This window comes from Bradyrhizobium sp. BR 1433 (genome assembly GCF_051547665.1).
Classification (GTDB): domain Bacteria; phylum Pseudomonadota; class Alphaproteobacteria; order Rhizobiales; family Xanthobacteraceae; genus Bradyrhizobium; species Bradyrhizobium australafricanum.
This window is the reverse complement of record NZ_JBPUGG010000001.1, coordinates 6,878,819-6,901,752: the sequence shown is the minus strand read 5'-3', so window position 1 is coordinate 6,901,752 and position 22,934 is coordinate 6,878,819. Positions and strand designations below refer to the sequence as shown.

The following is a 22,934-nucleotide window of genomic DNA, read 5'->3' as shown; positions in this document are numbered from 1 at the left end:
TGGAACCCTGGCAATAGCGGCAAAGGTGGAATGACACCGGGCCGATCCATTCAAAATCGGTATGGATCAATACCCGTTTCGGCTTGGACCCATTGTCGTCATCTCTCTAGGACAGACCCCGAGGAAATTTTCGAGGAGGCGCTAATGAGCGCAATTGTGTCCGCCGCAGACACGCGGCGATCCCGCGTCCGGCTCTTGATCGTGACGATGTTGTTTCTCGTCACCACCGTGAACTATGCCGATCGCGCCACGCTCTCGATCGCCGGCCCCGCCCTTTCCAAGGAACTGCATCTCGATCCCGTCGCGATGGGCTACGTGTTCTCGGCGTTCGGCTGGTCCTATGTGGTCGCCCAGGTGCCGTGCGGCTGGCTGCTCGACCGCTTCGGCTCCAAATGGGTCTATGCGCTCAGCATCATCGTCTGGTCGATCTTCACCGCGATGCAGGGCCTGGTCGGATTCCTGTCCGCGGGCGCGGCCGTGGTCCTGTTGTTCGCCCTGCGCTTCCTGGTCGGCATCGCCGAGGCGCCGTCATTCCCGGCCAATGCCCGCATCGTCGCCTCCTGGCTTCCCCGGCAATGAACGCGGTACCGCCTCGGCCTTCTTCAATTCGGGGCAGTATTTCGCCACCGTGATCTTCGCGCCGCTGATGGGCTGGATCGCCCATGAGTATGGCTGGCGCCATGTGTTCTACGTGATGGGTGCGCTCGGCATCGTCATGGGCATTGCCTGGATCAAGACCATCTACGAGCCGAAGGAGCACCCCGCGATCAACGAGGCCGAGTTCGACTACATCAAGCAGGGCGGCGCGCTGGTCGACATGGACGCGGCGAAGGCCGGCAAGACCCAGGACAGCGGCCCCAGCTGGGACCACATCCGCCAATTGCTCGCCAACCGCATGATGCTCGGCGTCTATATCGGCCAATACTGCATCAACACCCTGACCTATTTCTTCCTGACCTGGTTCCCGGTCTATCTGGTGAAGGAGCGCGGGCTCTCGATCCTGCAGGCCGGCTTCGTCGCGACCTTGCCGGCGCTGTGCGGCTTCATCGGCGGCGTGCTCGGCGGCGTGATCTCGGACTATATCCTGCGCCGCACCGGCTCGCTGACCATGGCGCGCAAGATCCCGATCGTCGGCGGCATGCTGCTGTCGATGTCGATCATCGCCTGCAACTATGTCGACGGCCAGGCACTGGTGGTCGGCTTCATGGCGCTCGCCTTCTTCGGCAAGGGCATCGGCGCGCTCGGCTGGGCGGTCGTCTCCGACACCTCGCCGAAGGAAGCCGGCGGCGTCTCCGGCGGCTTGTTCAACACCTTCGGTAACCTGTCCTCGATCACGACGCCGATCGTCATCGGCTACATTCTGGCCGCCACCGGCTCGTTCAACGGCGCGCTGGTGTTCGTCGGTGCCAACGCGCTGGTCGCGGCGATCGCCTATCTGTTCATCGTCGGCGAGATCAAGCGGGTGCAGCTCAAGGCGGCGTGAGCGCGCTTCACCTCTCCCCGCCTTCCGCGGGGAGAGGTCGAAATTCGCACAGCGAATTTCAGGTGAGGGGCGAAGCAACACGTCTCCGCAGAGACAGTCCTTCCGACTCATTCGGATCGCGCGTGCACATCGAGGCGGCCGTTGCGCAGAGAGAGCCCCTCACCCCAACCCTCTCCCCGTAAGAACGGGGAGAGGGAGCAGAAACCAAACGGCGGCTTCGGCCGCCGTCTTTGTCTGCTTTTTTGTCTGCTTTTTGTCTTCTTGGCCAGTGGGAGGCATCGATGCTAGAACGTACAAATCCCCGCGCGATCAATTCCGGGCTTGCATCGATGTTCGACCTGAGCCAGCTCCGCTGCTTTGTCACGGTGGCCGAAGAATTGCACTTCGGCCGCGCCGCGGCGCGGCTCAACATGACGCAGCCGCCGCTGAGCCGGCAGATCCAGGTGCTCGAACACATCATCGACGCGCCGCTGTTGGAACGCACCAGCCGCTCGGTGCGGCTGACGCCGGCAGGACGCAGCTTCCTGCCCGAGGCGCGGCGCATCCTCAAGCTCGCGGAATCGGCCTCGCAGGTTGCCCGGCGCATCGCGCTCGGCAAGACCGGCTCGCTCAAGATCGGCTTCACCGCGGCGGCCGCCTACGGCTTCCTGCCCGACCTGATCGCGGCCTGCCGCTCGCGCCTGCCCGAGGTCGATTTTTCGCTGAAGGAGATGGTCTCCGGCGACCAGTTCGAGGCGCTCACCACCGGGCAGATCGACGCCGGCCTGCTGCGCCCGCCGATCGCGCGGCCGGAATTCGCTAGCCGCCGCGTCGTGGCCGAGCCGCTGCTCGCCGCGATCCCGAAGAAGCATCCGCTGGCCACGGCCGAGACCGTCAGCATCAAGGATTTCGACGACCAGCCCTTCGTGATGTATTCGCCCTATGAGGCGCGCTACTTCCACGATCTCCTGGTGTCGATGTTCACGCGCGCCGACGTGCTGCCGCGCTATGTGCAGCATCTCAGCCAGATCCATTCGATCCTCGCCATGGTGCGCGCCGGGCTCGGCGTAGCGATCGTACCGGAAGCGGCCGCCAGCCTGAAGATCGCGGACGTCAAGCTGAAGCCGCTGAAGCTCCGATCACCCGTGCCGGTCGAGCTGTTCATGGTGTGGCGGCGCGACCACGAGAACCAGTTGCTGCCGTCACTGATCGAGATCGCGACCGAAATCGCTGCACCGCATCTGCGCGGCGATTGATGCAGAGTTAGCATCGCTCGATACCGCGTTTGGCTTGGACGCGCATCGAACCATTCCCTAGAAATTCCGCCATGGACGCGCGCTGCTCGCGCATCCCGTTCCCAGAAACATTCAAGGAGTGGCGCCATGAGCAAGATGACCCCTCAGGAGATGGCCGCGAGAATCGGTGGCGGCCTCCTGTCCTTTCCCGTGACCCCGTTCAACGCGGACTATTCGTTTGACGAGGCGACCTATCGCGCCAACATGGACTGGCTGTGCGGCTATGACGTTGCCGGCCTGTTCGCCGCCGGCGGCACCGGCGAGTTCTTCTCGCTGACGCCGAGTGAAGTTCCCCACGTCGTGAAGGTCGCGGTCGACGAGACCAAGGGCCGTGTTCCCGTGCTGGCCGGCACCGGCTACGGCACCGCGATCGCGCGCGAGATCGCGGTCGGCGCCGAGAAGGCCGGCGCCGACGGTCTGCTGCTGCTGCCGCCCTATCTCACGCATGCCGAGCAGGACGGCCTCGCTGCCCATGTCGAGGCGGTGTGCGCATCGGTTAAGATCGGCGTCATCGTCTACAACCGCGACAATGCGATCCTGCAGCCTGATACGCTGGCGCGCCTCTGCGAGCGCTGCCCGAACCTCGTCGGCTACAAGGACGGCATCGGCGATATCGAGCTGATGACCCGTGTCTACACCCGGCTCGGCGACCGCCTGACTTATATCGGCGGCCTGCCGACCGCGGAGACCTTTGCCCTGCCCTATCTCGACATGGGCGTGACCACCTATTCGTCGGCGGTGTTCAACTTCGTGCCGGAATTCGCCACCAGTTTCTACGCCGCGGTGCGCCGGCGCGATCATCAGACCATCCATGCAGGTCTGAAGGATTTCATCCTGCCGCTGATCGCGATACGCAACCGCAGGAAGGGTTATGCGGTGTCGATTATCAAGGCCGGCATGAAGGTGATCGGCCGCTACTCCGGCCCGGTGCGGCCGCCGCTGACTGATCTTACCGAGCAGGAGATCGGCGAGCTCGCGGCGCTGGTGGCGAAGCTGCCGCAGGCCGCCGCGCAGCAGGCCGCAGAATAAGCTGAACGGCCGCGAAAACAGCAAAGGACGAAGGGAGGAGCAGATGATCCAGGACACGATCCGCACCGGCTTTGCCGGCGCACCTGTTGTCACGGCGATGGAGGTGATCCCGGTCGCCGGCCGCGACGGCATGCTCCTCAATCTGAGCGGTGCGCATGCGCCGTTCTTCACCCGCAACCTCGTTATCCTCACCGACAACTCCGGCCACACCGGCGTCGGCGAGGTGCCGGGCGGCGAGAAGATCAAGAAGACGCTCGAGGACGCAAGCGACCTCGTCGTCGGCCAGACCATCGGCGCCTGCAACAACATCCTGGCCTCGATGCGCCAGGCCTTCGCCGATCGCGACGCCGGCGGCCGTGGCAAGCAGACCTTCGACCTCCGCGTCACCATCCATGCGGTCACCGCAGTGGAATCCGCGCTGCTCGACCTGCTCGGCCAGCATCTCAATCTCCCGGTCGCGGCGCTGCTTGGCGAAGGCCAGCAGCGCGCCAGCGTCGAGACGCTCGGCTATCTCTTCTTCGTCGGCGACCGCAGGAAGACCAACCTGCCTTACGTCGAGGGCGAGACCGGCAAGCCCGACTGGTTCGATCTGCGCCATCAGGTTGCAATGACGCCGGATGCGATCGTGCGCCTCGCCGAAGCGACGCAGGCGCATTACGGCTTTGCCGATTTCAAGCTCAAGGGCGGCGTGCTCAGGGGCGAAGAGGAGATCGAGGCCGTCACCGCAATTGCAAAACGCTTCCCGAAGGCGCGCGTCACGCTCGACCCGAACGGCGCCTGGTCGCTCGACGAGGCGATCCGGCTGTGCAGCAACATGCATGGCGTGCTCGCCTATGCCGAGGATCCCTGCGGTGCCGAGGCCGGCTTCTCCGGTCGTGAGATCATGGCCGAGTTCCGCCGCGCCACCGGGCTGCCGACCGCGACCAACATGATCGCGACCGACTGGCGCCAACTCTCGCACGCATTGCGGCTTGGCGCAGTCGACATTCCGCTCGCCGATCCGCATTTCTGGACCATGCAGGGCTCGGTGCGGGTGGCGCAGACCTGCCGCGACAACGGCCTGACCTGGGGCTCGCACTCCAACAACCATTTCGATATTTCGCTGGCGATGTTCACCCATGTCGGAGCCGCCGCGCCCGGCAAGGTGACGGCGATCGACACCCACTGGATCTGGCAGGACGGCCAGGCGTTGACGCGCCAGCCGCTGCAGATCAAGGGCGGCAAGATCGCAATCCCGGATCGGCCGGGCCTCGGCATCGAGCTCGATCGCGGTGCCATCGAGGCCGCGAACGCGCTATACAAGCAGCATGGTCTCGGCGCCCGCGACGACGCGCTGGCCATGCAGTTCCTGATCCAGGGGTGGACCTTCGACGACAAGCGTCCCTGCCTCGTGCGCTAAACAAGAAAGGTTGGAAACATGACCGCTCACCAGAAGAACTTCATCGCCGGCGAATGGGTCGACGGAACAGGCATCACGCGGGACATCAACCCCTCCAACACCAAAGACGTGGTCGGCGAATACGCCAGGGCCGACAAGGCGCAGACCGAAAAGGCGATCGCCGCCGCGAAGGCCGCCTTCCCGGCCTGGGCACGGTCGACGCCGCAGGAACGCTTCGACGCGCTGACCAGGATTTCCGTCGAAATCCTCGCCCGCAAGGAAGAGCTCGGCCGCCTGCTCGCCCGCGAGGAGGGCAAGACGCTGCCGGAAGGCATCGGCGAGGTGGCGCGCGCCGGGCAGATCTTTGCGTTCTTTGCCGGCGAAGCGCTGCGGCTAATGGGCGAGAAGGGCGCATCGGTGCGCCCGGGCTCGACGTCGAGATCACCCGCGAGCCGGTCGGCGTTGTCGGCATGATCACGCCGTGGAATTTCCCGATCGCGATCCCGGCGTGGAAGATCGCGCCGGCGCTCTGCTACGGCAACGCGGTCGTGTTCAAGCCGGCCGAGCTGGTGCCGGGCTCCGCCCATGCGCTGTCCGAGATCATCGCGCGTTCCGGCATTCCCTCGGGGGTCTTCAACCTCGTGGTCGGCTCGGGCTCGGTGGTCGGCCAGACCCTGCTCGATCATCCCGACGTTGCCGCGATCTCGCTCACCGGCTCGGTGCAGACCGGCCGCAAGATCGCGCAGGCCTGCGTGCTCTCCAACCCCATGAAGAAGTTCCAGCTCGAGATGGGCGGCAAGAACCCGCTGGTCGTGCTCGACGACGCCGACGTGAAGGTCGCGGTCGAGGTCGCCGTCAACGGCGCCTATTTCTCGACCGGCCAGCGCTGCACGGCGTCCTCGCGCCTGATCGTCACCGCGGGAATTCACGACCGCTTCGTCGCCGCGATGACCGAGCGCATGAAGGGACTTTCGGTGGACGACGCGCTGAAGAGCGGCGTACATGTCGGCCCGGTCGTCGACCAGAGCCAGCTCGACCAGGACCTGCGCTACATCAAGATCGGGCAGGACGAAGGCGCCCGCCTGCACTGGGGCGGCGAATTGTTGAACCGCGAGACGCCCGGCTTCTATCTGCAGCCGGCGCTGTTCACCGAGGCGACCAACCAGATGCGGATCGCCCGCGAGGAGATCTTTGGTCCGGTCGCCTGCGTGATCCGCGCCAAGGATTATGAAGAGGCGCTGGCGATCTCCAACGACACCGAGTTCGGCCTTGCCTCGGGCATCTGCACGTCAAGCCTGAAATACGCCTCGCACTACAAGCGCAGCAGCGAGGCCGGCATGGTCATGGTCAACCTGCCGACCGCCGGCGTCGACTATCACGTCCCGTTCGGCGGCCGCAAAGGCTCGAGCTACGGCGCACGCGAACAGGGTGCCTATGCCCGCGAGTTCTACACCACGGTGAAGACGGCTTACACGTTCCCGGGCTGAAGCAGTTGAAACAGAGTGCAGTCGCGTAAGACGCTGCGCCCCTCTCCCGCCTGCGGGGAAGGGTTCGGGTGGGCTCTTCCACGAATCAGTACTGTGGAGAGAGCCCCACCCGCATCGCATCTTCGATGCGATGCGACCTCCCCCGCAAGCGGGAGAGGTGAAGAAAAAGTCAGGAGAAGCCACATGGACCAGTCGATCGGCGCCCAGGAGCGGCCCCGCTACATCAAGCTCAACGAGCGCGACAATGTCGCGATCGTCGTGAATGATTTCGGCCTGCCCGCCGGCTCGCGCTTCGCCCCGGGCCTGACGCTGCGCGCCTTCGTGCCGCAGGGCCACAAGACCGCGCTGGAAGACATCGCCGAAGGCGCCCCGATCATCCGCTATGGCGAGGTGATCGGCCACGCGCTCTCTCCGATCCTGGCGGGTGAGTGGGTCGACGAGGCCCGCATCCGCATGCCCGACGCGCCACCGCTCGATCAGCTCGAGATCGCGACCGCGGTGCCGCCGGTGCTGCCGCCGCTCGAAGGCTTCACCTTCGAGGGCTATCGCAATCCCGACGGCTCGGTCGGCACCAAGAACATCCTTGGCATCTCCTCCTCCGTGCAATGCGTCAAGGGCACGATGGAATATGCCGTGAAGCGCATCCGCGCCGAGCTCTTGCCGAAATATCCCAATGTCGACGACGTCGTGCCGTTGACGCACGCCTATGGCTGCGGCGTCGCGATCACCGCACCCGACGCCGTGGTGCCGATCCGCACGCTGCAGAATCTCGCGCTCAATCCGAATTTCGGCGGCGAGATCCTCGTCGTCGGGCTCGGCTGCGAGAAGCTCGCGCCGGAACGGCTGGTGCCGGAGGGCGTCGGCGATGCCATCGTGCGGATGCAGGACGAAGCGTTTGACGGCTTCGGCGCCATCGTCGACGCCATCATGACCCAGGCCGAGGCCCGGCTGAAGGTGCTCAACGCCCGCAAGCGCGAGATCTGCCCGGCCGCTGACCTTGTGATCGGCCTGCAATGCGGCGGCAGCGACGCGTTCTCCGGCGTGACCGCGAACCCCGCGGTGGGCTTTGCCGCCGACCTCTTGGTGCGCGCCGGCGCGACTGTGATGTTCTCGGAAGTCACCGAGGTGCGCGACGCGATCCAGCTGCTGACCCGCCGCGCGGTCAACGAGGATGTCGGCCGCGCGCTGATCCGCGAGATGGAATGGTATGACGCCTATCTCGCCCGCGGCGGCGCCGACCGCAGCGCCAACACCACGCCTGGCAACAAGAAGGGCGGCCTTGCCAACATCGTCGAGAAGTCGCTCGGCTCGATTGTCAAGTCGGGCTCCGGCCCGATCGCGGGCGTACTGTCGCCGGGCGAGAAGGCGCGGCAGAAGGGCATGCTGTTTGCGGCGACACCCGCCAGCGACTTCATCTGCGGCACGCTGCAGCTCGCCTCCGGCATGACCTTGCAGGTGTTCACCACCGGCCGCGGCACGCCGTATGGCCTCGCCGCTGCGCCTGTCATCAAGGTCGCGACCCGCAGCGAGCTGGCACGGCGCTGGAAGGACCTGATCGATTTCGACGCCGGCTGCATCGCCACCGGCGAGAAGACCATCGAGGAAACCGGCTGGGACCTGTTCCGCCTGATCCTCGACGTCGCGAGCGGGCGCACCAAGCCATGGTCGGACCGCTGGGGCATCCACAACGATCTGACGCTGTTCAACCCGGCGCCGGTGACCTGAGCAACCGTGCCTCCTTAACCACCCGTTAGCCACGTCCTGATCGGCCGGGGAACGTCGCAATTCGATTCAAATTGTCTGGGCATGGAGGCACACATGACCCGGACCATCAATGATCTCAGAGATCAGGCCGACCGCGCCGAGCGGCTGGCACGCACCGGCATGGACTCGTCGACGGCCGAGCGCCTGCGTGCCTACGCGGAGGAATGTCGCATCGAAGCGGCCGAACGGGAGAGGCAGTCGGGGGCATCACCAGCAGCATAGATGTCCGGGGTTCGCCACCACACGCTCGTCAAAATTTCTCGAGTTCCTCTCACTTCCCTGGCGGCGACCTTGATCAGCGGCTTGACCGCCTGTTCCTCTCGGCCAAGCACAACGCCCGAGGCGAAGGCGCTGGCGCGCTCCTTCCGATGCGGGGACTTCAGCGTCGCATCGACCGCCAGCTTGCGGTGCGCGACAAAATCGTTGAGCGAGCCAAGCGCATCCTGGACCCGCTTCAGGTGCCTGGACAGCCGCGCGAGTTGCTTGCGCTCACCCTTGCGCGGAAACAGGCTTTCGAAGAAGTCGATCGCGTATCTGAGCTTCTTGGCCCTGATGCGCACCTTGTGCCGCTCCTGGGCCGACAGCTCGTCGAGACGCCGGCCATCCTTGCGCAGCTTCCTGATGCGGCGATGCAGCAGCGCGGCGGCGAATTCCTTGATCGGACCGCCTTCGTCCTCCGCGGCAACGGTCTGCTTTGCCTCGATCCATTGCAACGTATCGATCAGCATGGACCGATAGCGCCGCGAATTGACCGCGTGCCTCGCGCCGGCAAATGCGCGATCACGGCGGCCGGAAAATTCCTGCCGGATCGCTTTTCCGCCGCGCCGCAGCAGCGCGTCATGCGATGCTGGCTCGATATCTTCCTTGACGAACACGTCAAGCTCGCGCGCCGGGGCGAGCGCATTGGTGAGCCACTTCAGCTGCGTCTTGATGTCTTCCGTCGGGGCCACGGTCAGGATCTTCGAGAACAGCGAGATCGCGGCGCGCAGCCGCCGCAACCCAACCCGCATTTGGTGAATGCCTTCCGCCTCGCCCTCGCGGACGGCCTCGGCATTCGACGAGAAGTGACGAAGCGCGGCGCGCGCGATCACCCGGAACGCCGCGCCGGCGGTAAGTCCGGCGTCGAGCACGATGCTCCCGGCGGAGACGACGACATGCTCCTCGCCATCGGCAAGTTCATAGCCGTGTTCGGCTTTCGAGCGCAGATCGAGCTCCGCCGCCGCCTTCCGCTCCAGCGCCCTTGCGACCCGGAACAGGTCGAGCGGGCGGCCGCTCTTGAGTTCGAGTTCGACCTCGTCGATTCGGCGCGAACGGTGCCCGGCCGTGGTGTAGCCGCGATCGATCGCGAGTTCGATCTCGCTGCGTTTGGTCCGCAGCGGCACGGTGATACGCCGGACCGACGTTTCGAACACCGGCTTCAGCTTGCGACCCAGCCTGCCGGACGCGAGCTTTTCGAGCGGCGTACCCTCGGCCTTGTCGAGGTCGAAGTGTCCGTCCGCAAGGTCGGTCTCCCATTCGCCCCGTTCAAACTGCGGACCCGCCGCCGACTTGATCGTCTGAACATAGTTGCCGCCATCCCGCCGCACGCGCAGCGTCAGTCGGTGCCGCCTCAGCTTGTGTTTCGCAGTGTCGAAATAGGTCGAGACGAGATCGCTCTCGGATGGTGCACCGCTCTTGCTGCCGGCGACCCGCGGTTTCTTCAGTCCCTTGAGCTTGCGCGCGGGAACGTGGAATTTGAGCTCCGTCTCGGCCGCCATCATCGCTCCAAGCCTGGGGCACCAAGCAAACGTCCGCCGTGACGAGGTCAGCGACGGACGTTCATGCTCACACAGGATCGCCTGAGTTGGCGTCAATCGTCGTCGTTATGGATGACGGTCTTGCTGCGATTGCCGAATTCGTCCCGCTTCTTGATGACCGTGGTCCGGTCATGGCGCGGCTCACGCTCCCTGATCACCGTGGTGCGATCACGATCGCGATCGCGATATTCGGGTGCCCGACCAACCGTTACGCCCGCGCCGACGGGACCTGCGCGGACACCGATATCATCGGCGAACACAGGCGATGCGATTGCGGTCACCATGGCCGCGGCTAGCAGATACGTCCTCATGCCGTCTCTCCTCCTCCAGTTGCGACGGGAAGGAGGAACGTCGAGTGCGACGCACCGTTCCTGTATCGACCGTGCTGCAATTGCTCACGCTCAGTTGCGAAATATCGCGCCGGGAACTCGCTGAACAGGCATTCATCTGTGTGGCGAAATACCCATGTTCCACGCGTTGAATAGCCTGAATTGATGTCCCACGTCCTTAACTAACAGGAGGACGTTCCATGAAACAGTCACAGCACTTCCGCGACAATGCGGAGAACTGCGCGCAACTTGCCGAGCGTGCCGACGACGGGCCGACCTACAATCGCTTCAAGCGAATGGAAGCGGCCTGGCGCGCGCTGGCAAAGGAACAGGACTGGCTCGACGGCGAGACCTCGCCATCGGAAAATGCAGCCTAGATCCGGGCCAGCCGTGGCGGCAAATGCGACGTCGCCACGGCCCCGCGGCCTATTCGGCGCTGCGTTGCCGCTGCCAGCGCAACAGATAGGCCTGCAGCCGCCAGATGATCGCCGACAGCACCACACCGACCAGCATCAGCACCACGACAGCAACCATCATGCCCGAGGCCTCGCCGCGCGCCTCCAATTCGATGATGAGGCGACCGATGCCGCGCTCGGCGCCGATGAACTCGCCGACGATCACGCCGATCAGCGCGAAGGAGATCGCAGGCGTCAGCGAAGCGAACACCCAGGCCATGGTCGAGGGGATCACCACCGTCCGGGTGATCTGCCATTCGCTGGCGCCAAGCAGCCGCGCGGCATTGGTGAAGCCCTCGTCGATCGAGCGCGCGCCCTCGAAGGTGTTGAAGAACACGAGGAACACGACGACGATCCAGGACGTCACGATCTTCGACATGTCGCCGATCCCGAATGCCAGCACGATGATCGGCGCCAGCGCGATCCGCGGGATCGAGTTCACCGCGGTGATGAAGGGCTGAAAGATCGCGCTCAGGCGGTCGGATCGTCCCAGGATCAGCCCCGCGATGAAGCCGCTGACAACGCCGGTGACGAAGCCGAAGAAAGTGTTCTTCAGGGTGATGGCGGTCGCGGCCCAGAGGTTGTTCTCGTTGCGCGCCAGGCACTTTCCGAAGTCGCCATTGAACCAGCCGTTGAAGGCGCCGAGCTTCGAGGTCAGGCAGCTCTGGATCAGGAAGTTGTCGAAGATCATCGACGGCTTCGAGATGAAGTAGGGATCGAGCAGGTCGGGCACCAGCCAGGGCGGTTTGGTGCGGAGGTCGTAGCCCCATTGCCAGACCGACAGCACGACTGCGCAGATCAGGACCTGCCAGCCGACCGTGCCGAGCGTGCCGTACCTCTTCATGTGCTGCGGCCCCTGACGAATTCCTCGCCCAGCGAATGCCAGATGTGCTGGAACAGCTCGGCATAATGCGGGGTTTCGCGCACCTTCACCGCATCGCGCGGGCGGTCGAAATCGACCTCGAACATGTCCTTGATCCGGCCCGGCCGCGCCGAGAACAGGATGATGCGGTCGGCCAATGTCAACGCCTCGCCGAGATCGTGGGTCACGAACAGCACGGTCTGCTGCTCGCGCTCCCAGATCCGGAGCAGCACCTCGTGCATGTCGATCTTGGTGTGGGTGTCGAGCGCGCCGAACGGCTCGTCCATCAGGAGAATCTGCGGCTCGACGATCAGCGTCCGCATCAGCGCCGCGCGCTGGCGCATGCCGCCCGACAGCGCCGACGGATAGGCGTTCTCGAATCCCTTCAGGCCGGCTTGCGCGACGCATTCGGCGATGCGCTCCTTCCGTTCGTGCGCCGGCACGCCTGATAGCTCCAGCCCGTAGCCGATATTGTCGCCGACGGTCCGCCACGGAAACAGCGTGTCGCGCTGGAACACGTAGCCGACGTTGGGCGTCGCCTTGCCGGCGACGACGCGCTTGCCGTCGATCAGGATCTCGCCGCCGGTCGGGCGGATCAGCGAGGCGATCATGTTGAGCACGGTGCTCTTGCCGGAGCCCGACGGCCCGAGCAGCGCGACGAACTCGCCGCGGCGGACGTCGAAGGTCACGTCGCGCACGGCCTCGATCGTGGTTTTGGCGAGCTGGAACGACTTGCTCAGGCCCTTGACCTCGACGCGGCGATCGGCCGAGGCGCGCGGCGATACGGTTGCGCTCGTCTCGAGCGCGCTCAACCCGGATAGGCCTTTCGCGCCGCTTCGATCAGGTTGGAATTGACCACGTCGGCGATCTTGAGCGGCTTGATGCCGGTCATCTCGCGGAACCAGACCTTCTCGCCGCGAGCGAAGCTCGCGGCGTCGATCGAGCCCTCATAGTCCGCGACCTTCTGGATCGACGTAATCTCCAGCAGATTGGCCTCGCGCGAGGTGCTGCCGACATAGGGCTCGATGGCGTCGTAGACCTCGGTCGGCTTGTGGGTCTTGATCCACTGCGAGGCCCGCCACAGCGCGGTGACGTAGGCCTGCATCTTGGCCGGGTCCTTGTCGATGGTGGCTTGCAGCGTGAAATGCGCCGTGACCGGCACCTTGCCGCCGATATGCTTGTTCCAGATCGCCTCGTCGGTGCCATCGAACAGCAATTCGCCCCAGCCCTGCTGCTGTGCCTCGTTCAACAGCGACAGCGAGCTGACGAGGATATCGACCTGCTTCGACTTCAGCGATCCCAGCATGGTGTCGACATTGCCGGTGCCGATCCAGGTCACCTTGTCGTCAAGCCCCATGGTTTCCATGTAGTAGGACGACCAGACATGGTTGGTGCCGCCGAGCGAGGAGACCGAGACGATCGGCTTGCGGCCATCGGGCCGCTTCCATTGCGTGAACGCCTCCAGCGAGTTGATGCCCTGGTCCTTCAGGTCCTTACGGATAATGAACATCACCGAGTTCGATCGCGTGTCGACCGGCAACAGCACGCGCGCGGCGCGGCCGTGATTGGTCAGCTGCATCGGATGGGTGACGTCGCCGATGCCGATATCGCCCTGCGACGAGGCGATGATCTCGCGGGTCTTCACGCCGCTGCCGCCCTGCACCAGCTTGCAGTCGAGCCCGGCCTCCTTGAAGTAGCCTATACGGTCGGCGACGAACTGCGTCTGATAGACTGGCACCGCGACCGGATAGATCGCGCGGCCCGCGGCCGCCTGCGCCCACGCACGCCCAGTCGCCAGCGCGGCGCCGCCGGCGGCGATGACCGTCAGCGCCGATCGCCTTGAAATGTGGGGCATGGTGAGGCGCGCCATCACGCGTGCTCCTTGGCCGAGATCCTGTCGAGTGCGCCGAGCACCGCATCGCCCATCTGGACAGTCGACAGCTTTTTCGCCCCGGCCTCGGCGATATCGGCCGTGCGGGCGCCGGAGGCCAGCGCGGTCTGCACCGCCTTCTCGAGCAGGTCGGCGTCCTCGGGCCGGTTCAGCGTCAGGCGCAGCAGCATCGCGACACTCAGGATCGAACCGAGCGGATTGGCGATGCCCTTGCCCGCGATATCGGGCGCGCTGCCATGCACCGGCTCATAGAGCGCCTTGCGCCGGCCGAAGCGATCGACCGGGCCGAGCGAGGCCGACGGCAGCATGCCGAGCGAGCCCGAAGCCATCGCCGCGCAGTCCGACAGGATGTCGCCGAAGATGTTGCCGGTCACCATCACGTCGAACTGCCGCGGCTCGCGCACGATCTGCATCGCGGCGTTGTCGACATAGAGATGGGTCAGCTCGACATCGGAGAACTCCTCCTTGTGCAGCTTGATCACCTCCTCGCGCCAAAGCACACTGGTCTCCAGCACATTGGCCTTGTCGACCGAGCAGACCTTGTTGCGCCGGGTCCGCGCCAGTTCGAAGGCCGAGCGCGCCACGCGGCGGATCTGGTTCGTGGTGTATTGCTCGGTGTTGAAGCCGCGGCGCTGCCCGTCGGGCAGCGTCTCGATGCCGCGCGGCTCGCCGAAATAGATGCCGCTGGTCAATTCGCGGATGATGACGAAATCGACGCCGTCGAGCACCTCGGCCTTGAGCGGCGCGGAGGCCGACAGGGCCGGGCTCGCCACGATCGGCCGCAGATTGGCATAGAGATCGTATTTGCTGCGCAGGCCGAGCAGACTGCCGGCCTTGCGTGCCGCGGCCGGCACTTCGGTGGTCTCCGGCCCGCCGGTCGCACCCCACAGGATCGCATCGGCCTCGTCCATCGCCTCGGCGGTGTCCTCGGGCAGCACCTTGCCGGTCGCCAGATACGGGATCAGGCCGTATTGCGCCTCGCGCAGCGTCATCGGAACGCCGCGCTTCGCCGCGAACCAGTCGAGCACGCGGCGCGACTGCGCGGTGACCTCGGGGCCGATGCCCTCGCCGCCGACGACGGCGACCTTGACCATATTGGATTGCGTGCTCATGCCGGTGTCCTTGAAGCGGATGTCGTTGTCGAATGAATCCATGGCCGCGCCGCGCGGTCGGAGGCCTGGAAGGCGTGGATCTCGTCGTCGCGCTGCAGCGTCAGCGCCACCTCGTCGAGCCCCTTCAATAGCCCCTCGCGCCGCCGCGGATCGATCTCGAACGAATGCCGCGCGCCCGACGGCGAGACGACGGTCTGGGCCTCGAGGTCGATCGAGACCTTGCCCGCGCCCTGCGTCGCGTCGATGTCGGCGGCAAGCTGATCGACCACCGCCTTGTCGACGATGATGGGGAGGATTCCGTTCTGGAAGCAGTTGGCGAAGAAGATGTCGCCGAAGCCGGAGCCGATGATGGCGCGGATGCCGCGCTCCTGCAGCGACCACACCGCGCCCTCGCGCGAGGAGCCGCAGCCGAAATTCGGCCCGGTCACCAATATCTCCGCCTCCCGGTACGGCTCGCGGTTCAGGATGAACTCCGGATTCTCCGAGCCGTCGGGCAGATAGCGCAGCGAGCCGAACGCCCATTTACCGAGCGTGCCGCGGATCGAATTGCCCACCAGCCGCTCGATGCGGATGATGACGTCGGTATCGATATTGCCGCGCATAATCGGCGCGGCGGTTGCGGTGAGCTTGTCGAACGGTTTTGGCATGCTCTAGCGTCCCATCATCCTGACATCGGCGATCGCGCCGGCAATGGCGGATGCTGCGGCGCTCGCGGGGCTCGCCAGATGCGTCCGCGCGCGCGGCCCCTGCCGGCCGACGAAATTGCGGTTCGAGGTCGAAACCGAGCGCTGTCCGGGCGCCACCACCTCGCCATTGGCGGCAAGGCACATCGAGCAGCCCGGCTCGCGCCACTCGAAGCCGGCGTCGATGAAGATCTTGTCGAGCCCTTCGGCGACCGCCTCGCGCTTGACGTTCTCCGAACCCGGCACAACCCAGGCGCGGACCCCGGCCGCGACCTTGCGGCCGCGCGCAACCTCGGCCGCGGCGCGCAGATCGCTGAGCCGGCTGTTGGTGCAGGAGCCGATGAACACCCAATCGACCGGCGTGCCCGCGATCGGCGCCCCGCCTTGCAGGCCCATATACTCCAGCGCCGTCTCGATCGCGGCGCGCCGCAAGGGATCGTCGGCCGCCTTCGGATCGGGAATCACGCCATCGACGCCGACGACGTGCTCGGGGCTGATGCCCCAGGTCACCTGCGGGATGATCTTCTCGACATCGATCACGACCTCGCGGTCGAACACCGCGTCGGGATCGCTCGGCAGTTCGCGCCACGCTTTCACCGCACGATCCCACATCGCGCCTTGCGGCGCATAGGGACGGCCGCGGAGGAATTCGAAGGTCTTCTCGTCCGGCGCCACCATTCCCATCTTGGCACCGAGCTCGATCGAGAGGTTGCAGATCGTGAGCCGGCCCTCGATCGGCAGCGCGCGGATCGCACTGCCGGCATATTCGACCGCATATCCAGCGCCGCCGGCGGCGCCGATATGGCCGATCAGCGCCAGGATCATGTCCTTGGCGGTGACGCCGAGCGGCAGCTTGCCCTCGAAGCGCGCGCGCATCGTCTTCGGGCGGCGCTGGATCAGCGCCTGCGTCGCCAGCACATGGGTGAGCTCGCTCGATCCGATGCCGAAGGCGAGCGCCCCCAAGCCGCCATGGGTGCAGGTGTGGCTGTCGCCGCAGACGATGGTCGCCCCCGGCAGGCTCAAGCCGAGCTCCGGACCGATGACGTGGACGATGCCCTGGCCGGGCTGGTCGACGTCGAACAGCGTGATGCCGCTCGCCGAGGTCTCGACCCGCAGCGCAGCCAGCAATTCCAGTCCGATCTTGCTGGTTCCGGCGCGGCCGGGCGCCGTGGACAGCGCATGATCCGGCGTTGCGAAGGTCAGTTCGGGATTGTGGACCTTGAGGCCCCGGCTCTTGAGATCGAGCAGGCCGCGCGAGCCGCCGAGATCGTGCAGCAGATGGCGGTCGATATGAAGGAGGTCTGTGTCTTCGCTGAGGCGAGCAATGACATGCTGGTCCCAGATCTTCTCGAGCAAACTTCGGCCGGGCATCCGCCTTCCCCTGCTCTGTGCGTTTCCATGCGGCTTGATCTTATTGACGCCAATCTGGGCCAAAGTTGTCGTCAAGTGAAGCAGTTTTGCCCTAACATCACATATGTGATGGAGGTGCGGTACTTGACCCGCCGAGGAGCCAGCCATGCCGAATCCGAATAAGACGGCCGTCGTCAAATCGGCCATGCGGACGTTTGCAGTTCTGGAGTTCTTTCGGAAAACAAAGCGGGCTGCTTCCGTGACTGAAATATCGTCCGCGCTGGAGATGCCCCAGTCGAGTACGTCAGTGTTGCTTCGATGTCTCGTTGAATTGAACTACCTGGAATACGAGCGAAAGACCCGGCTCTTCATCCCGAGCTACCGGGTCAATTTGCTGGGTGACTGGATCCGTCGTTCCCCGTTCCGTGATACCAAGCTCACCGATCTGATGGAGGAACTCTGGACCGCGACGGGCGGCGAAACCGTCATGCTCGGACAACAGGCCGGCGCCGCCGGGATGCAATATCTGCACGTTGTCCCCGGCGGCTCTCAGCTTCAGTACACGGCACAAGCCGGTCAAATACGACCGATGGTGCGGACCGCGCTCGGACATGTGCTGCTGAGCCAAATGCCGAACACCAAAATTCGCGGCATTATCCGGCGCAACAATGCCGAGGAGCCGAGTCAGTCGGCACGCGTTCGCGAATTCGCCTTTCTCGAAGAGGTCGAGCGCATTCGCCGCCGCGGCTTTTCCGAGACAGGCGGCCGCACGACGCCAGGCGCAAACACAATAGGCATGCTCGTTCCCCTGCCAAAGCGACGCGCTCCGCTGGCTATCGGCATCGGCGGCCCCATCGAACGTATCGCGGCAAAGCGCGCGCACATCATTGAAGTCATGCAGAGCCGGCTGAAGGAATTGACAGATGAAGCCGGGCCAAGATTCGTTGAGAAATGACCTCTTGGGACGCATAACGCGTCGTGCGGATGACGGAGCCGTAGCCCGGATGAAGCGAAGCATTCGGACTAAATATCTGTCTTCTCCTTCCCCCTGAAAGGGGGAAGGTCGGGATGGGGGTCAGCCGCAGGCGACGCTCTATGTGGAGAGAGTCGATCCCCACCCGCTTTGCTCTGGCGAGCAAAGCGACCTCCCCTTTTCAAGGGGAGGTTGAGACCCGCGCTGCAGTTAGATCTTTCGAATTTCCTACGACGCCAGCGCTTCTTCCGGCATCACGGCCGACAGATGCTGACTTTCGGCCACGGCGCGGTTGGTGATGCGGCCGCGATGCACGTTGAGGCCGGCGCGCAGATGCGGATCCTCGACCAGCGCGCGCAGCCCCTTCGATGCCAGCGCCAGCCCGAACGGCAAGGTGGCATGATTGAGCGCGTGGCTCGAGGTGACCGGCACCGCGCCAGGCATATTGGCGACGCAATAATGCACGATGTCATCAACGAGGTAAGTCGGCGCCTGATGCGTGGTCGGCTTCGAGGTCTCGAAGCAGCCGCCCTGGTCGATCGCGACGTCGACTAGCACCGCGCGGCGTTTCATGCCTGCAAGCTGCGCGCGCGACACCAGCTTTGGCGCGCTGGCGCCCGGCACCAGCACCGCGCCGATCACAACATCAGCCGCGAAGACTTCTTGCTCGATCGCTTCCAGCGTGGCGTAACGGGTGCGGACGCGGCCGAGGAAGAGGTCGTCGAGCGCGCGCAGCCGCGGCAATGAGCGGTCGAGAATGGTGACTTCGCTGCCAAGGCCTGCCGCCATCCGCGCCGCATGGGTGCCGACCACGCCGCCACCGATGATCGCAACCCGCGCCGGCGGAACGCCGGGCACGCCACCGAGCAGCTTGCCCATGCCGTCGGCGGATTTGCGCAGCGCGGCGCCCGCGGCCTCGATCGCGAGCCGGCCGGCGACTTCGCTCATCGGCGCGAGCAGCGGCAGTCCACCTTGTGCGTCCGTCACCGTCTCATAGGCCACCGCCGTGCAGCCGGAGGCGATCAGCCCCGCGGTCTGCGGCACGTCGGGCGCGAGATGCAGATAGGTGAAGAGGATCTGTCCCTCGCGCAGCCTGATCCATTCGGTCGGCTGCGGCTCCTTCACTTTCACGATCATCTCGGCGACGGAAAACACTTCTTCGGCGGTGTCGGCGATGCGCGCGCCGGCCAGGGTGTAGACGTCGTCGCCGGCACCGATGCCGTCACCGGCGCCGCGCTGGACCACGACCTCGTGGCCGTGCGCCACATATTCCCGCACCGAGGCAGGCGTCAGCCCGACCCGATATTCCTCGACCTTGATTTCCTTGGGCACGCCGATGCGCATGGTCCGCTCCTTGAAGGATTCGTTTCCGCCGTCGTCAAGGCTATGCCCCGTCACATGGCGTTTCTCAACGATTTCCGGCTTGCTCACAGCAAAATACGCCCATATCCTTCGCTTCCAGCTCAGCTCTTGAAGGAAATCTGCGTGAACGGTCTCGATCGTATCGACCTCAGAATCCTCGCCGAGCTAGTCGCTGATGCCCGCGCCAGCCAAATCGAGCTTGCCGAGAAGGTCGGGTTGTCGCCGACCGCCTGCGCGCGGCGCATCCGCCATCTCGAGGAGATCGGCGTGATCCGCGGCTACCGCGTCGACCTCGAACCATCGGCGCTGGGCTTGGTGACGACCGTCGTCGTCACCATCACGCTGGAGAAGCAGAGCGAGGATTATCTCGCAGCCTTCGAAGCTGCGATCGCGCGCTGTCCCGACGTCGTGTCCTGCCATCTGATGTCGGGCAGCGACGATTATCATCTGCAGGTGATCGCCCGCGACATCGCCGACTTCGAGCGCATCCACAAGCAGCATCTGTCGCGGATGCCGGGCGTCGCCCGCATCCATTCCAGCTTCGCGATGCGCGAGGTGGTCCGCCGCACCATTCCCGAGACCGCGCTGCGCGGCTGACGGTCACGCACCACCGCGCACTGTCACAATCGCGCACTGTCACAATCGGGCACTGTCATAATCGGATCTGCCCGGCTCGCTCCCACACGCAATTTTTAGTTCGTGATTCGTCGGCTTCTATGACAGAATTGCTACAGTTCAATATCAATTCGGTTACACGCGGAGCGGTGAATGAGCATGGAGTGGCGGGCACGGCCGGTTTCGCTGGCTTGGTCAAATCCAGTGGTCCGGTGGTGGGGCTTCCTGAGCCTCGTCAGCGCCGCCAACATCGCGATCTGGTTCGCGCTCTACCGCCAGTTCAACGAACAGGCCAATGGCAGCTTCAGCAACACCTCGGGCATCGGCCTGATGATGCTGCTGTGCGCGGCCTATGTGTTCGGCTGCGCCTTTCGCTCGGTCCTGCCGCGCGCCGACGTGCAGCGCATCTGCCTGTTCGACACCTGGCTGTCGAGCGTCGTGGTCGGCCGCACCGTTGCCACCGTCGCCGAGGTCTGCTTCGCCGCGCAATGGGCGATCATCCTGCATCAGCTCGGCACCATGACCGGCGCCGAGACCACCGTGAACATCGCCTGGATCATCGTGCCGCTGATCGTGATCGCGGAATGCTTCTCCTGGTATGCGGTGCTGACCACCCATTATCTCTGCAACGCGATCGAGAACTCGATGTGGGCGGTGGTGTTCTTCCTGGTCGGGATTGCGCTGTGCCGGCTGCTGCCGGAGTTTCATGGCCCGGTGCGCTGGGCCTTCATCGTCGCGATCCTCGGCATCGCCGCCTTCCTCGCCTTCCTGATGACCATCGACGTCCCGATGTATCTGAACCGCTGGCGCGCCAACCTCGCCGCCGGCGGCACGCTGCTGCATCCGCTGGAAGGCTTGCGCGACGTCAGCCGGCGCTGGGTCGTGACCCACGACATCGCCGAGTGGCGCGAGGAGATCGCCTGGATGTCGCTGTATTTCAGCATGGCGGTCTGGTCGAGCCTCGCGCTCTGCGTCGGCTACTCGCTCGAGGATCAGCTGCCGCGCTACCGCACCGAGCCCGTGATCGTCGCAACGACGCCGGCGCCGACGGCGCAGCACACCGCCACGATCGACGCGGCGGTACCGTCGCGGAATTGATCGGCGACCGCCCACGCGCAGCTTGTCGCCATTGGCGCTTTCGGAGTAAAGGCTGAGGCGTCCCCGCTCATCCGTCAGCGCGTTCCATGCCCCGCATCACCATCATCGAAACCGGGCTCGTCAACCCGCAAGCCCGCGAGCGCCACGGCAGCTATCCGCAGATGTTTCAGCGGATGGTGGCGACCGCCGATCCATCTGTTGGCTGCGACGTCGTCAGCCTCGCCAATGGCGAGACGCTGCCGGATCCGGTCGCATTGGATGCGATCCTGATCACGGGATCGGCCGCCGGCGTCTACGACGACGTCGCGTGGATCGCGCCGCTCGAAGCCTTCGTGCGCACGGCCCATGACAAGCGCATTCCGACTGTCGGCGTCTGCTTCGGCCATCAGTTGATCGCGCAGGCGCTCGGCGGCACGGTGCGCAAATCCGAGAAAGGCTGGGGCATCGGGCGCCATGTCTATCGGATCGCGCCGGACAACGGGCTGATCGACGGCGAGACGATCGCCGTCGCCTGCTCGCATCAGGACCAGGTGGTCGACCCGCCCGCCTCAGCGCGCACCATCCTGTCGTCCGGGTTCACGCCGCACGCCGCCCTGCTCTACGCCAACGGCACGACGCTGTCGGTGCAGCCGCATCCGGAATTCACCGCCGACTATGCCGACGCGCTGTGCGATCTGCATCGCGGCCGCGCGCCGGATGCCCTGATCGAAGCCGCCAAGACCTCGCTCACCGAACCGCTCGACCACGCCACGCTTGGCGGCGTGGTCACGCGCTTCCTCGTGCGCCGTAGCGACTAGACATCGTGTTCGCTTGGCGGCCGCAACGGAACTGCGCTCCCTCGCCCCGTTCTTACGGGGAGAGGGTTGGGGTGAGGGGCTGTCACCACGTCAACGGAGCCAGAACAATTCGCGGAGGCTCCCCCTCACCCGCATCGCATCTTCGATGCGATGCGACCTCTCCCCGCACGCGGGGGAGAGGTGAAGGAAGCGCTTGCTTCGCTGTAAAGCCTTCATTCGCAGCTAGCCCTTGCGCCACTGCGCGGCGGCGTCGCGGGCGAAATCGCGATAGGCCCGCGGCGCGCGGCCGAGCAGCTTCGTCAGGCGTGCCAGCTCGTCGGCCGTCGCGACCGCGCCGTCGCTCTGGTACCGGCCGAACATGAGGCGCATGTCGAGCGCGAGCCATGCCGGCATCGCTGCCTTCAAACGCTGCTCCATCGCCGCGAGATCGTCGCCGCCATAGCTGACCGCGCGGCCAAGCTCATCGCGCCAGATCGCAGCCGCGCCCTCGCCGGTCACGACGTCGGGGCCGACCAGCGCGTAAGTCTCGCGGCCCAGCGGTGCGGACGCGCGCTCGCGGCGCAGCAGCTCGATCGCGGCCGCCTCGCCGATGTCGCGGATATCGACCATCGAGATGCCCTTCGCGCCGATCGGCATGCCGTAGGCGCCGAAGTTCAGCAGCGGCTCCTTCAGCCGAAGATCGTTCTGGATGAAATAGGACGGACGCAGGATGGTCGCGGGAAGATCGAGCGCCTCGATCATCCGCTCCACCGTGTGCTTGCCGGCGAAATGCGGCACGTCCGCATAGGCCTCGCGCTTGAACACCGAGAGATAGACGATGCCCTTGACGCCGGCCTCGCGCGCGGCGGTCAGCGTCAGCATCGCCTGCGTCAGTTCGTCGGCCGCATTCGGCACCAGCAGGAACAGCGTGCTGACGCCAACGAGCGCCGCGCGGACCGAATCCACGTCGGCAAGATCGCCGCGAACCGCCGTCACGTGCTGCGGAAATTGCGTCTTGCCGGGCGAACGCGTCAGGGCCCGAACCTCGACGCCCTGACCGGCGAGATGATTGAGAACTTGGGTGCCGATGGTGCCCGTGCTGCCTGTTACCAGAATGGTCATGTCGAATACTCCTCTTTTGGGGCAGATCGTCTGCCGTTGCAGAGAAGCTAGCCGTTCCAATTTTCCTTTGAAGATGGCATTATCCGAACAGACCG

19 protein-coding genes and 2 pseudogenes are annotated in these 22,934 nt (G+C 65.3%); 11 read left to right on the top strand and 10 right to left on the bottom strand.

The window, feature by feature from the left end; all coding sequences use genetic code 11:
• Positions 1-144 precede the first annotated feature (144 nt).
• From ACSKB9_RS33150 to garD, 6 genes and pseudogenes are all read left to right on the top strand, one after another.
• Positions 145-1,483 (top strand): annotated as a pseudogene (locus ACSKB9_RS33150) (MFS transporter).
• Between the two features lie 329 nt (positions 1,484-1,812).
• Positions 1,813-2,718 carry a LysR substrate-binding domain-containing protein gene (locus ACSKB9_RS33145; protein ID WP_438080507.1) on the top strand — a complete coding sequence of 302 codons (906 nt, stop codon included), beginning with the start codon at positions 1,813-1,815 and terminating at the stop codon, positions 2,716-2,718.
• A 126-nt stretch (positions 2,719-2,844) separates the two neighbouring features.
• Positions 2,845-3,786 carry a 5-dehydro-4-deoxyglucarate dehydratase gene (gene kdgD / locus ACSKB9_RS33140; protein WP_438078436.1) on the top strand — a complete coding sequence of 314 codons (942 nt, stop codon included), beginning with the start codon at positions 2,845-2,847 and terminating at the stop codon, positions 3,784-3,786.
• A 43-nt stretch (positions 3,787-3,829) separates the two neighbouring features.
• Entirely contained in the window at positions 3,830-5,185 is a 1,356-nt protein-coding gene (gudD, locus tag ACSKB9_RS33135) for a glucarate dehydratase (protein ID WP_076826060.1), read from the top strand.
• An 18-nt stretch (positions 5,186-5,203) separates the two neighbouring features.
• A pseudogene (locus ACSKB9_RS33130) lies at positions 5,204-6,651 on the top strand (aldehyde dehydrogenase family protein).
• A 183-nt stretch (positions 6,652-6,834) separates the two neighbouring features.
• Positions 6,835-8,376, top strand: coding sequence for a galactarate dehydratase (gene garD, locus ACSKB9_RS33125; RefSeq protein ID WP_438078434.1), 1,542 nt, complete (start codon positions 6,835-6,837; stop codon positions 8,374-8,376).
• Positions 8,377-8,567: 191 nt separating this feature from the next.
• Here the strand turns inward: garD and ACSKB9_RS33120 are convergent, their stop codons facing one another.
• On the bottom strand, positions 8,568-10,175 hold the full coding sequence (locus ACSKB9_RS33120; RefSeq protein WP_438078432.1) for a CYTH and CHAD domain-containing protein: 1,608 nt from the start codon (positions 10,173-10,175) through the stop codon (positions 8,568-8,570).
• 89 nt (positions 10,176-10,264) lie between these two features.
• Positions 10,265-10,522, bottom strand: coding sequence for a hypothetical protein (locus ACSKB9_RS33115; protein ID WP_028333285.1), 258 nt, complete (start codon positions 10,520-10,522; stop codon positions 10,265-10,267).
• A 218-nt stretch (positions 10,523-10,740) separates the two neighbouring features.
• Here ACSKB9_RS33115 and ACSKB9_RS33110 point away from each other — a divergent pair, with 218 nt between their 5' ends.
• Entirely contained in the window at positions 10,741-10,917 is a 177-nt protein-coding gene (locus ACSKB9_RS33110; protein ID WP_168857282.1) for a hypothetical protein, read from the top strand.
• A gap of 49 nt (positions 10,918-10,966) precedes the next feature.
• On the opposite strand, the gene ACSKB9_RS33105 is transcribed toward ACSKB9_RS33110, so the two are convergent.
• Genes ACSKB9_RS33105 through leuC form a run of 6 tightly spaced genes read right to left on the bottom strand, consistent with a single transcriptional unit; the run spans position 10,967 to position 16,914 of the window.
• Positions 10,967-11,839: an ABC transporter permease gene (locus tag ACSKB9_RS33105; protein WP_438078429.1), complete on the bottom strand. Its 873-nt coding sequence runs from the start codon at positions 11,837-11,839 to the stop codon at positions 10,967-10,969.
• Entirely contained in the window at positions 11,836-12,669 is an 834-nt protein-coding gene (locus ACSKB9_RS33100; RefSeq protein ID WP_253625533.1) for an ABC transporter ATP-binding protein, read from the bottom strand. Before ACSKB9_RS33100 ends, ACSKB9_RS33105 begins: the two co-directional genes overlap by 4 nt.
• Entirely contained in the window at positions 12,666-13,727 is a 1,062-nt protein-coding gene (locus ACSKB9_RS33095) for an ABC transporter substrate-binding protein (protein ID WP_141340739.1), read from the bottom strand. The genes ACSKB9_RS33100 and ACSKB9_RS33095 overlap by 4 nt, the downstream gene beginning before the upstream one ends.
• Positions 13,727-14,860 carry a 3-isopropylmalate dehydrogenase gene (gene leuB, locus ACSKB9_RS33090; RefSeq protein WP_438080506.1) on the bottom strand — a complete coding sequence of 378 codons (1,134 nt, stop codon included), beginning with the start codon at positions 14,858-14,860 and terminating at the stop codon, positions 13,727-13,729. The genes ACSKB9_RS33095 and leuB overlap by 1 nt, the downstream gene beginning before the upstream one ends.
• Positions 14,857-15,507: a 3-isopropylmalate dehydratase small subunit gene (leuD, locus tag ACSKB9_RS33085; protein WP_438078426.1), complete on the bottom strand. Its 651-nt coding sequence runs from the start codon at positions 15,505-15,507 to the stop codon at positions 14,857-14,859. The genes leuB and leuD overlap by 4 nt, the downstream gene beginning before the upstream one ends.
• Positions 15,508-15,510: 3 nt before the next feature.
• Entirely contained in the window at positions 15,511-16,914 is a 1,404-nt protein-coding gene (leuC, locus tag ACSKB9_RS33080; RefSeq protein WP_438078424.1) for a 3-isopropylmalate dehydratase large subunit, read from the bottom strand.
• Between the two features lie 145 nt (positions 16,915-17,059).
• Here leuC and ACSKB9_RS33075 point away from each other — a divergent pair, with 145 nt between their 5' ends.
• Entirely contained in the window at positions 17,060-17,848 is a 789-nt protein-coding gene (locus tag ACSKB9_RS33075) for an IclR family transcriptional regulator (RefSeq protein ID WP_438078422.1), read from the top strand.
• Between the two features lie 246 nt (positions 17,849-18,094).
• Here the strand turns inward: ACSKB9_RS33075 and ald are convergent, their stop codons facing one another.
• Positions 18,095-19,210 (bottom strand): alanine dehydrogenase, encoded by a 1,116-nt coding sequence (gene ald / locus ACSKB9_RS33070; protein ID WP_438078420.1) that lies wholly within the window; start codon positions 19,208-19,210, stop codon positions 18,095-18,097.
• Positions 19,211-19,336: 126 nt separating this feature from the next.
• Between ald and ACSKB9_RS33065 the strand changes: the two genes are divergently transcribed.
• From ACSKB9_RS33065 to ACSKB9_RS33055, 3 genes are all read left to right on the top strand, one after another.
• Positions 19,337-19,825: an Lrp/AsnC family transcriptional regulator gene (locus ACSKB9_RS33065; protein ID WP_438078418.1), complete on the top strand. Its 489-nt coding sequence runs from the start codon at positions 19,337-19,339 to the stop codon at positions 19,823-19,825.
• Positions 19,826-20,002: 177 nt separating this feature from the next.
• Complete coding sequence (locus tag ACSKB9_RS33060) at positions 20,003-20,941, top strand: hypothetical protein (RefSeq protein ID WP_438080504.1); 939 nt, start codon at positions 20,003-20,005, stop codon at positions 20,939-20,941.
• An 86-nt stretch (positions 20,942-21,027) separates the two neighbouring features.
• On the top strand, positions 21,028-21,738 hold the full coding sequence (locus ACSKB9_RS33055; RefSeq protein ID WP_438078416.1) for a type 1 glutamine amidotransferase: 711 nt from the start codon (positions 21,028-21,030) through the stop codon (positions 21,736-21,738).
• Between the two features lie 222 nt (positions 21,739-21,960).
• Here ACSKB9_RS33055 and ACSKB9_RS33050 read toward each other — a convergent pair whose 3' ends face one another.
• Entirely contained in the window at positions 21,961-22,839 is an 879-nt protein-coding gene (locus ACSKB9_RS33050; RefSeq protein ID WP_438078414.1) for an NmrA/HSCARG family protein, read from the bottom strand.
• Positions 22,840-22,934: the final 95 nt, after the last annotated feature.

Bases quoted from the DNA above. Each gene is read 5' to 3' on its own strand.
- ACSKB9_RS33145 (WP_438080507.1), top strand. From the start codon at position 1,813: ATGTTCGACCTGAGCCAGCTCCGCTGCTTTGTCACGGTGGCCGAAGAA.
- kdgD (WP_438078436.1), top strand. From the start codon at position 2,845: ATGAGCAAGATGACCCCTCAGGAGATGGCCGCGAGAATCGGTGGCGGC.
- gudD (WP_076826060.1), top strand. From the start codon at position 3,830: ATGATCCAGGACACGATCCGCACCGGCTTTGCCGGCGCACCTGTTGTC.
- garD (WP_438078434.1), top strand. From the start codon at position 6,835: ATGGACCAGTCGATCGGCGCCCAGGAGCGGCCCCGCTACATCAAGCTC.
- ACSKB9_RS33120 (WP_438078432.1), bottom strand. From the start codon at position 10,175: ATGATGGCGGCCGAGACGGAGCTCAAATTCCACGTTCCCGCGCGCAAG.
- ACSKB9_RS33115 (WP_028333285.1), bottom strand. From the start codon at position 10,522: ATGAGGACGTATCTGCTAGCCGCGGCCATGGTGACCGCAATCGCATCG.
- ACSKB9_RS33110 (WP_168857282.1), top strand. From the start codon at position 10,741: ATGAAACAGTCACAGCACTTCCGCGACAATGCGGAGAACTGCGCGCAA.
- ACSKB9_RS33105 (WP_438078429.1), bottom strand. From the start codon at position 11,839: ATGAAGAGGTACGGCACGCTCGGCACGGTCGGCTGGCAGGTCCTGATC.
- ACSKB9_RS33095 (WP_141340739.1), bottom strand. From the start codon at position 13,727: ATGGCGCGCCTCACCATGCCCCACATTTCAAGGCGATCGGCGCTGACG.
- leuB (WP_438080506.1), bottom strand. From the start codon at position 14,860: ATGAGCACGCAATCCAATATGGTCAAGGTCGCCGTCGTCGGCGGCGAG.
- leuD (WP_438078426.1), bottom strand. From the start codon at position 15,507: ATGCCAAAACCGTTCGACAAGCTCACCGCAACCGCCGCGCCGATTATG.
- leuC (WP_438078424.1), bottom strand. From the start codon at position 16,914: ATGCCCGGCCGAAGTTTGCTCGAGAAGATCTGGGACCAGCATGTCATT.
- ACSKB9_RS33075 (WP_438078422.1), top strand. From the start codon at position 17,060: ATGCCGAATCCGAATAAGACGGCCGTCGTCAAATCGGCCATGCGGACG.
- ald (WP_438078420.1), bottom strand. From the start codon at position 19,210: ATGCGCATCGGCGTGCCCAAGGAAATCAAGGTCGAGGAATATCGGGTC.
- ACSKB9_RS33060 (WP_438080504.1), top strand. From the start codon at position 20,003: ATGGAGTGGCGGGCACGGCCGGTTTCGCTGGCTTGGTCAAATCCAGTG.
- ACSKB9_RS33055 (WP_438078416.1), top strand. From the start codon at position 21,028: ATGCCCCGCATCACCATCATCGAAACCGGGCTCGTCAACCCGCAAGCC.
- ACSKB9_RS33050 (WP_438078414.1), bottom strand. From the start codon at position 22,839: ATGACCATTCTGGTAACAGGCAGCACGGGCACCATCGGCACCCAAGTT.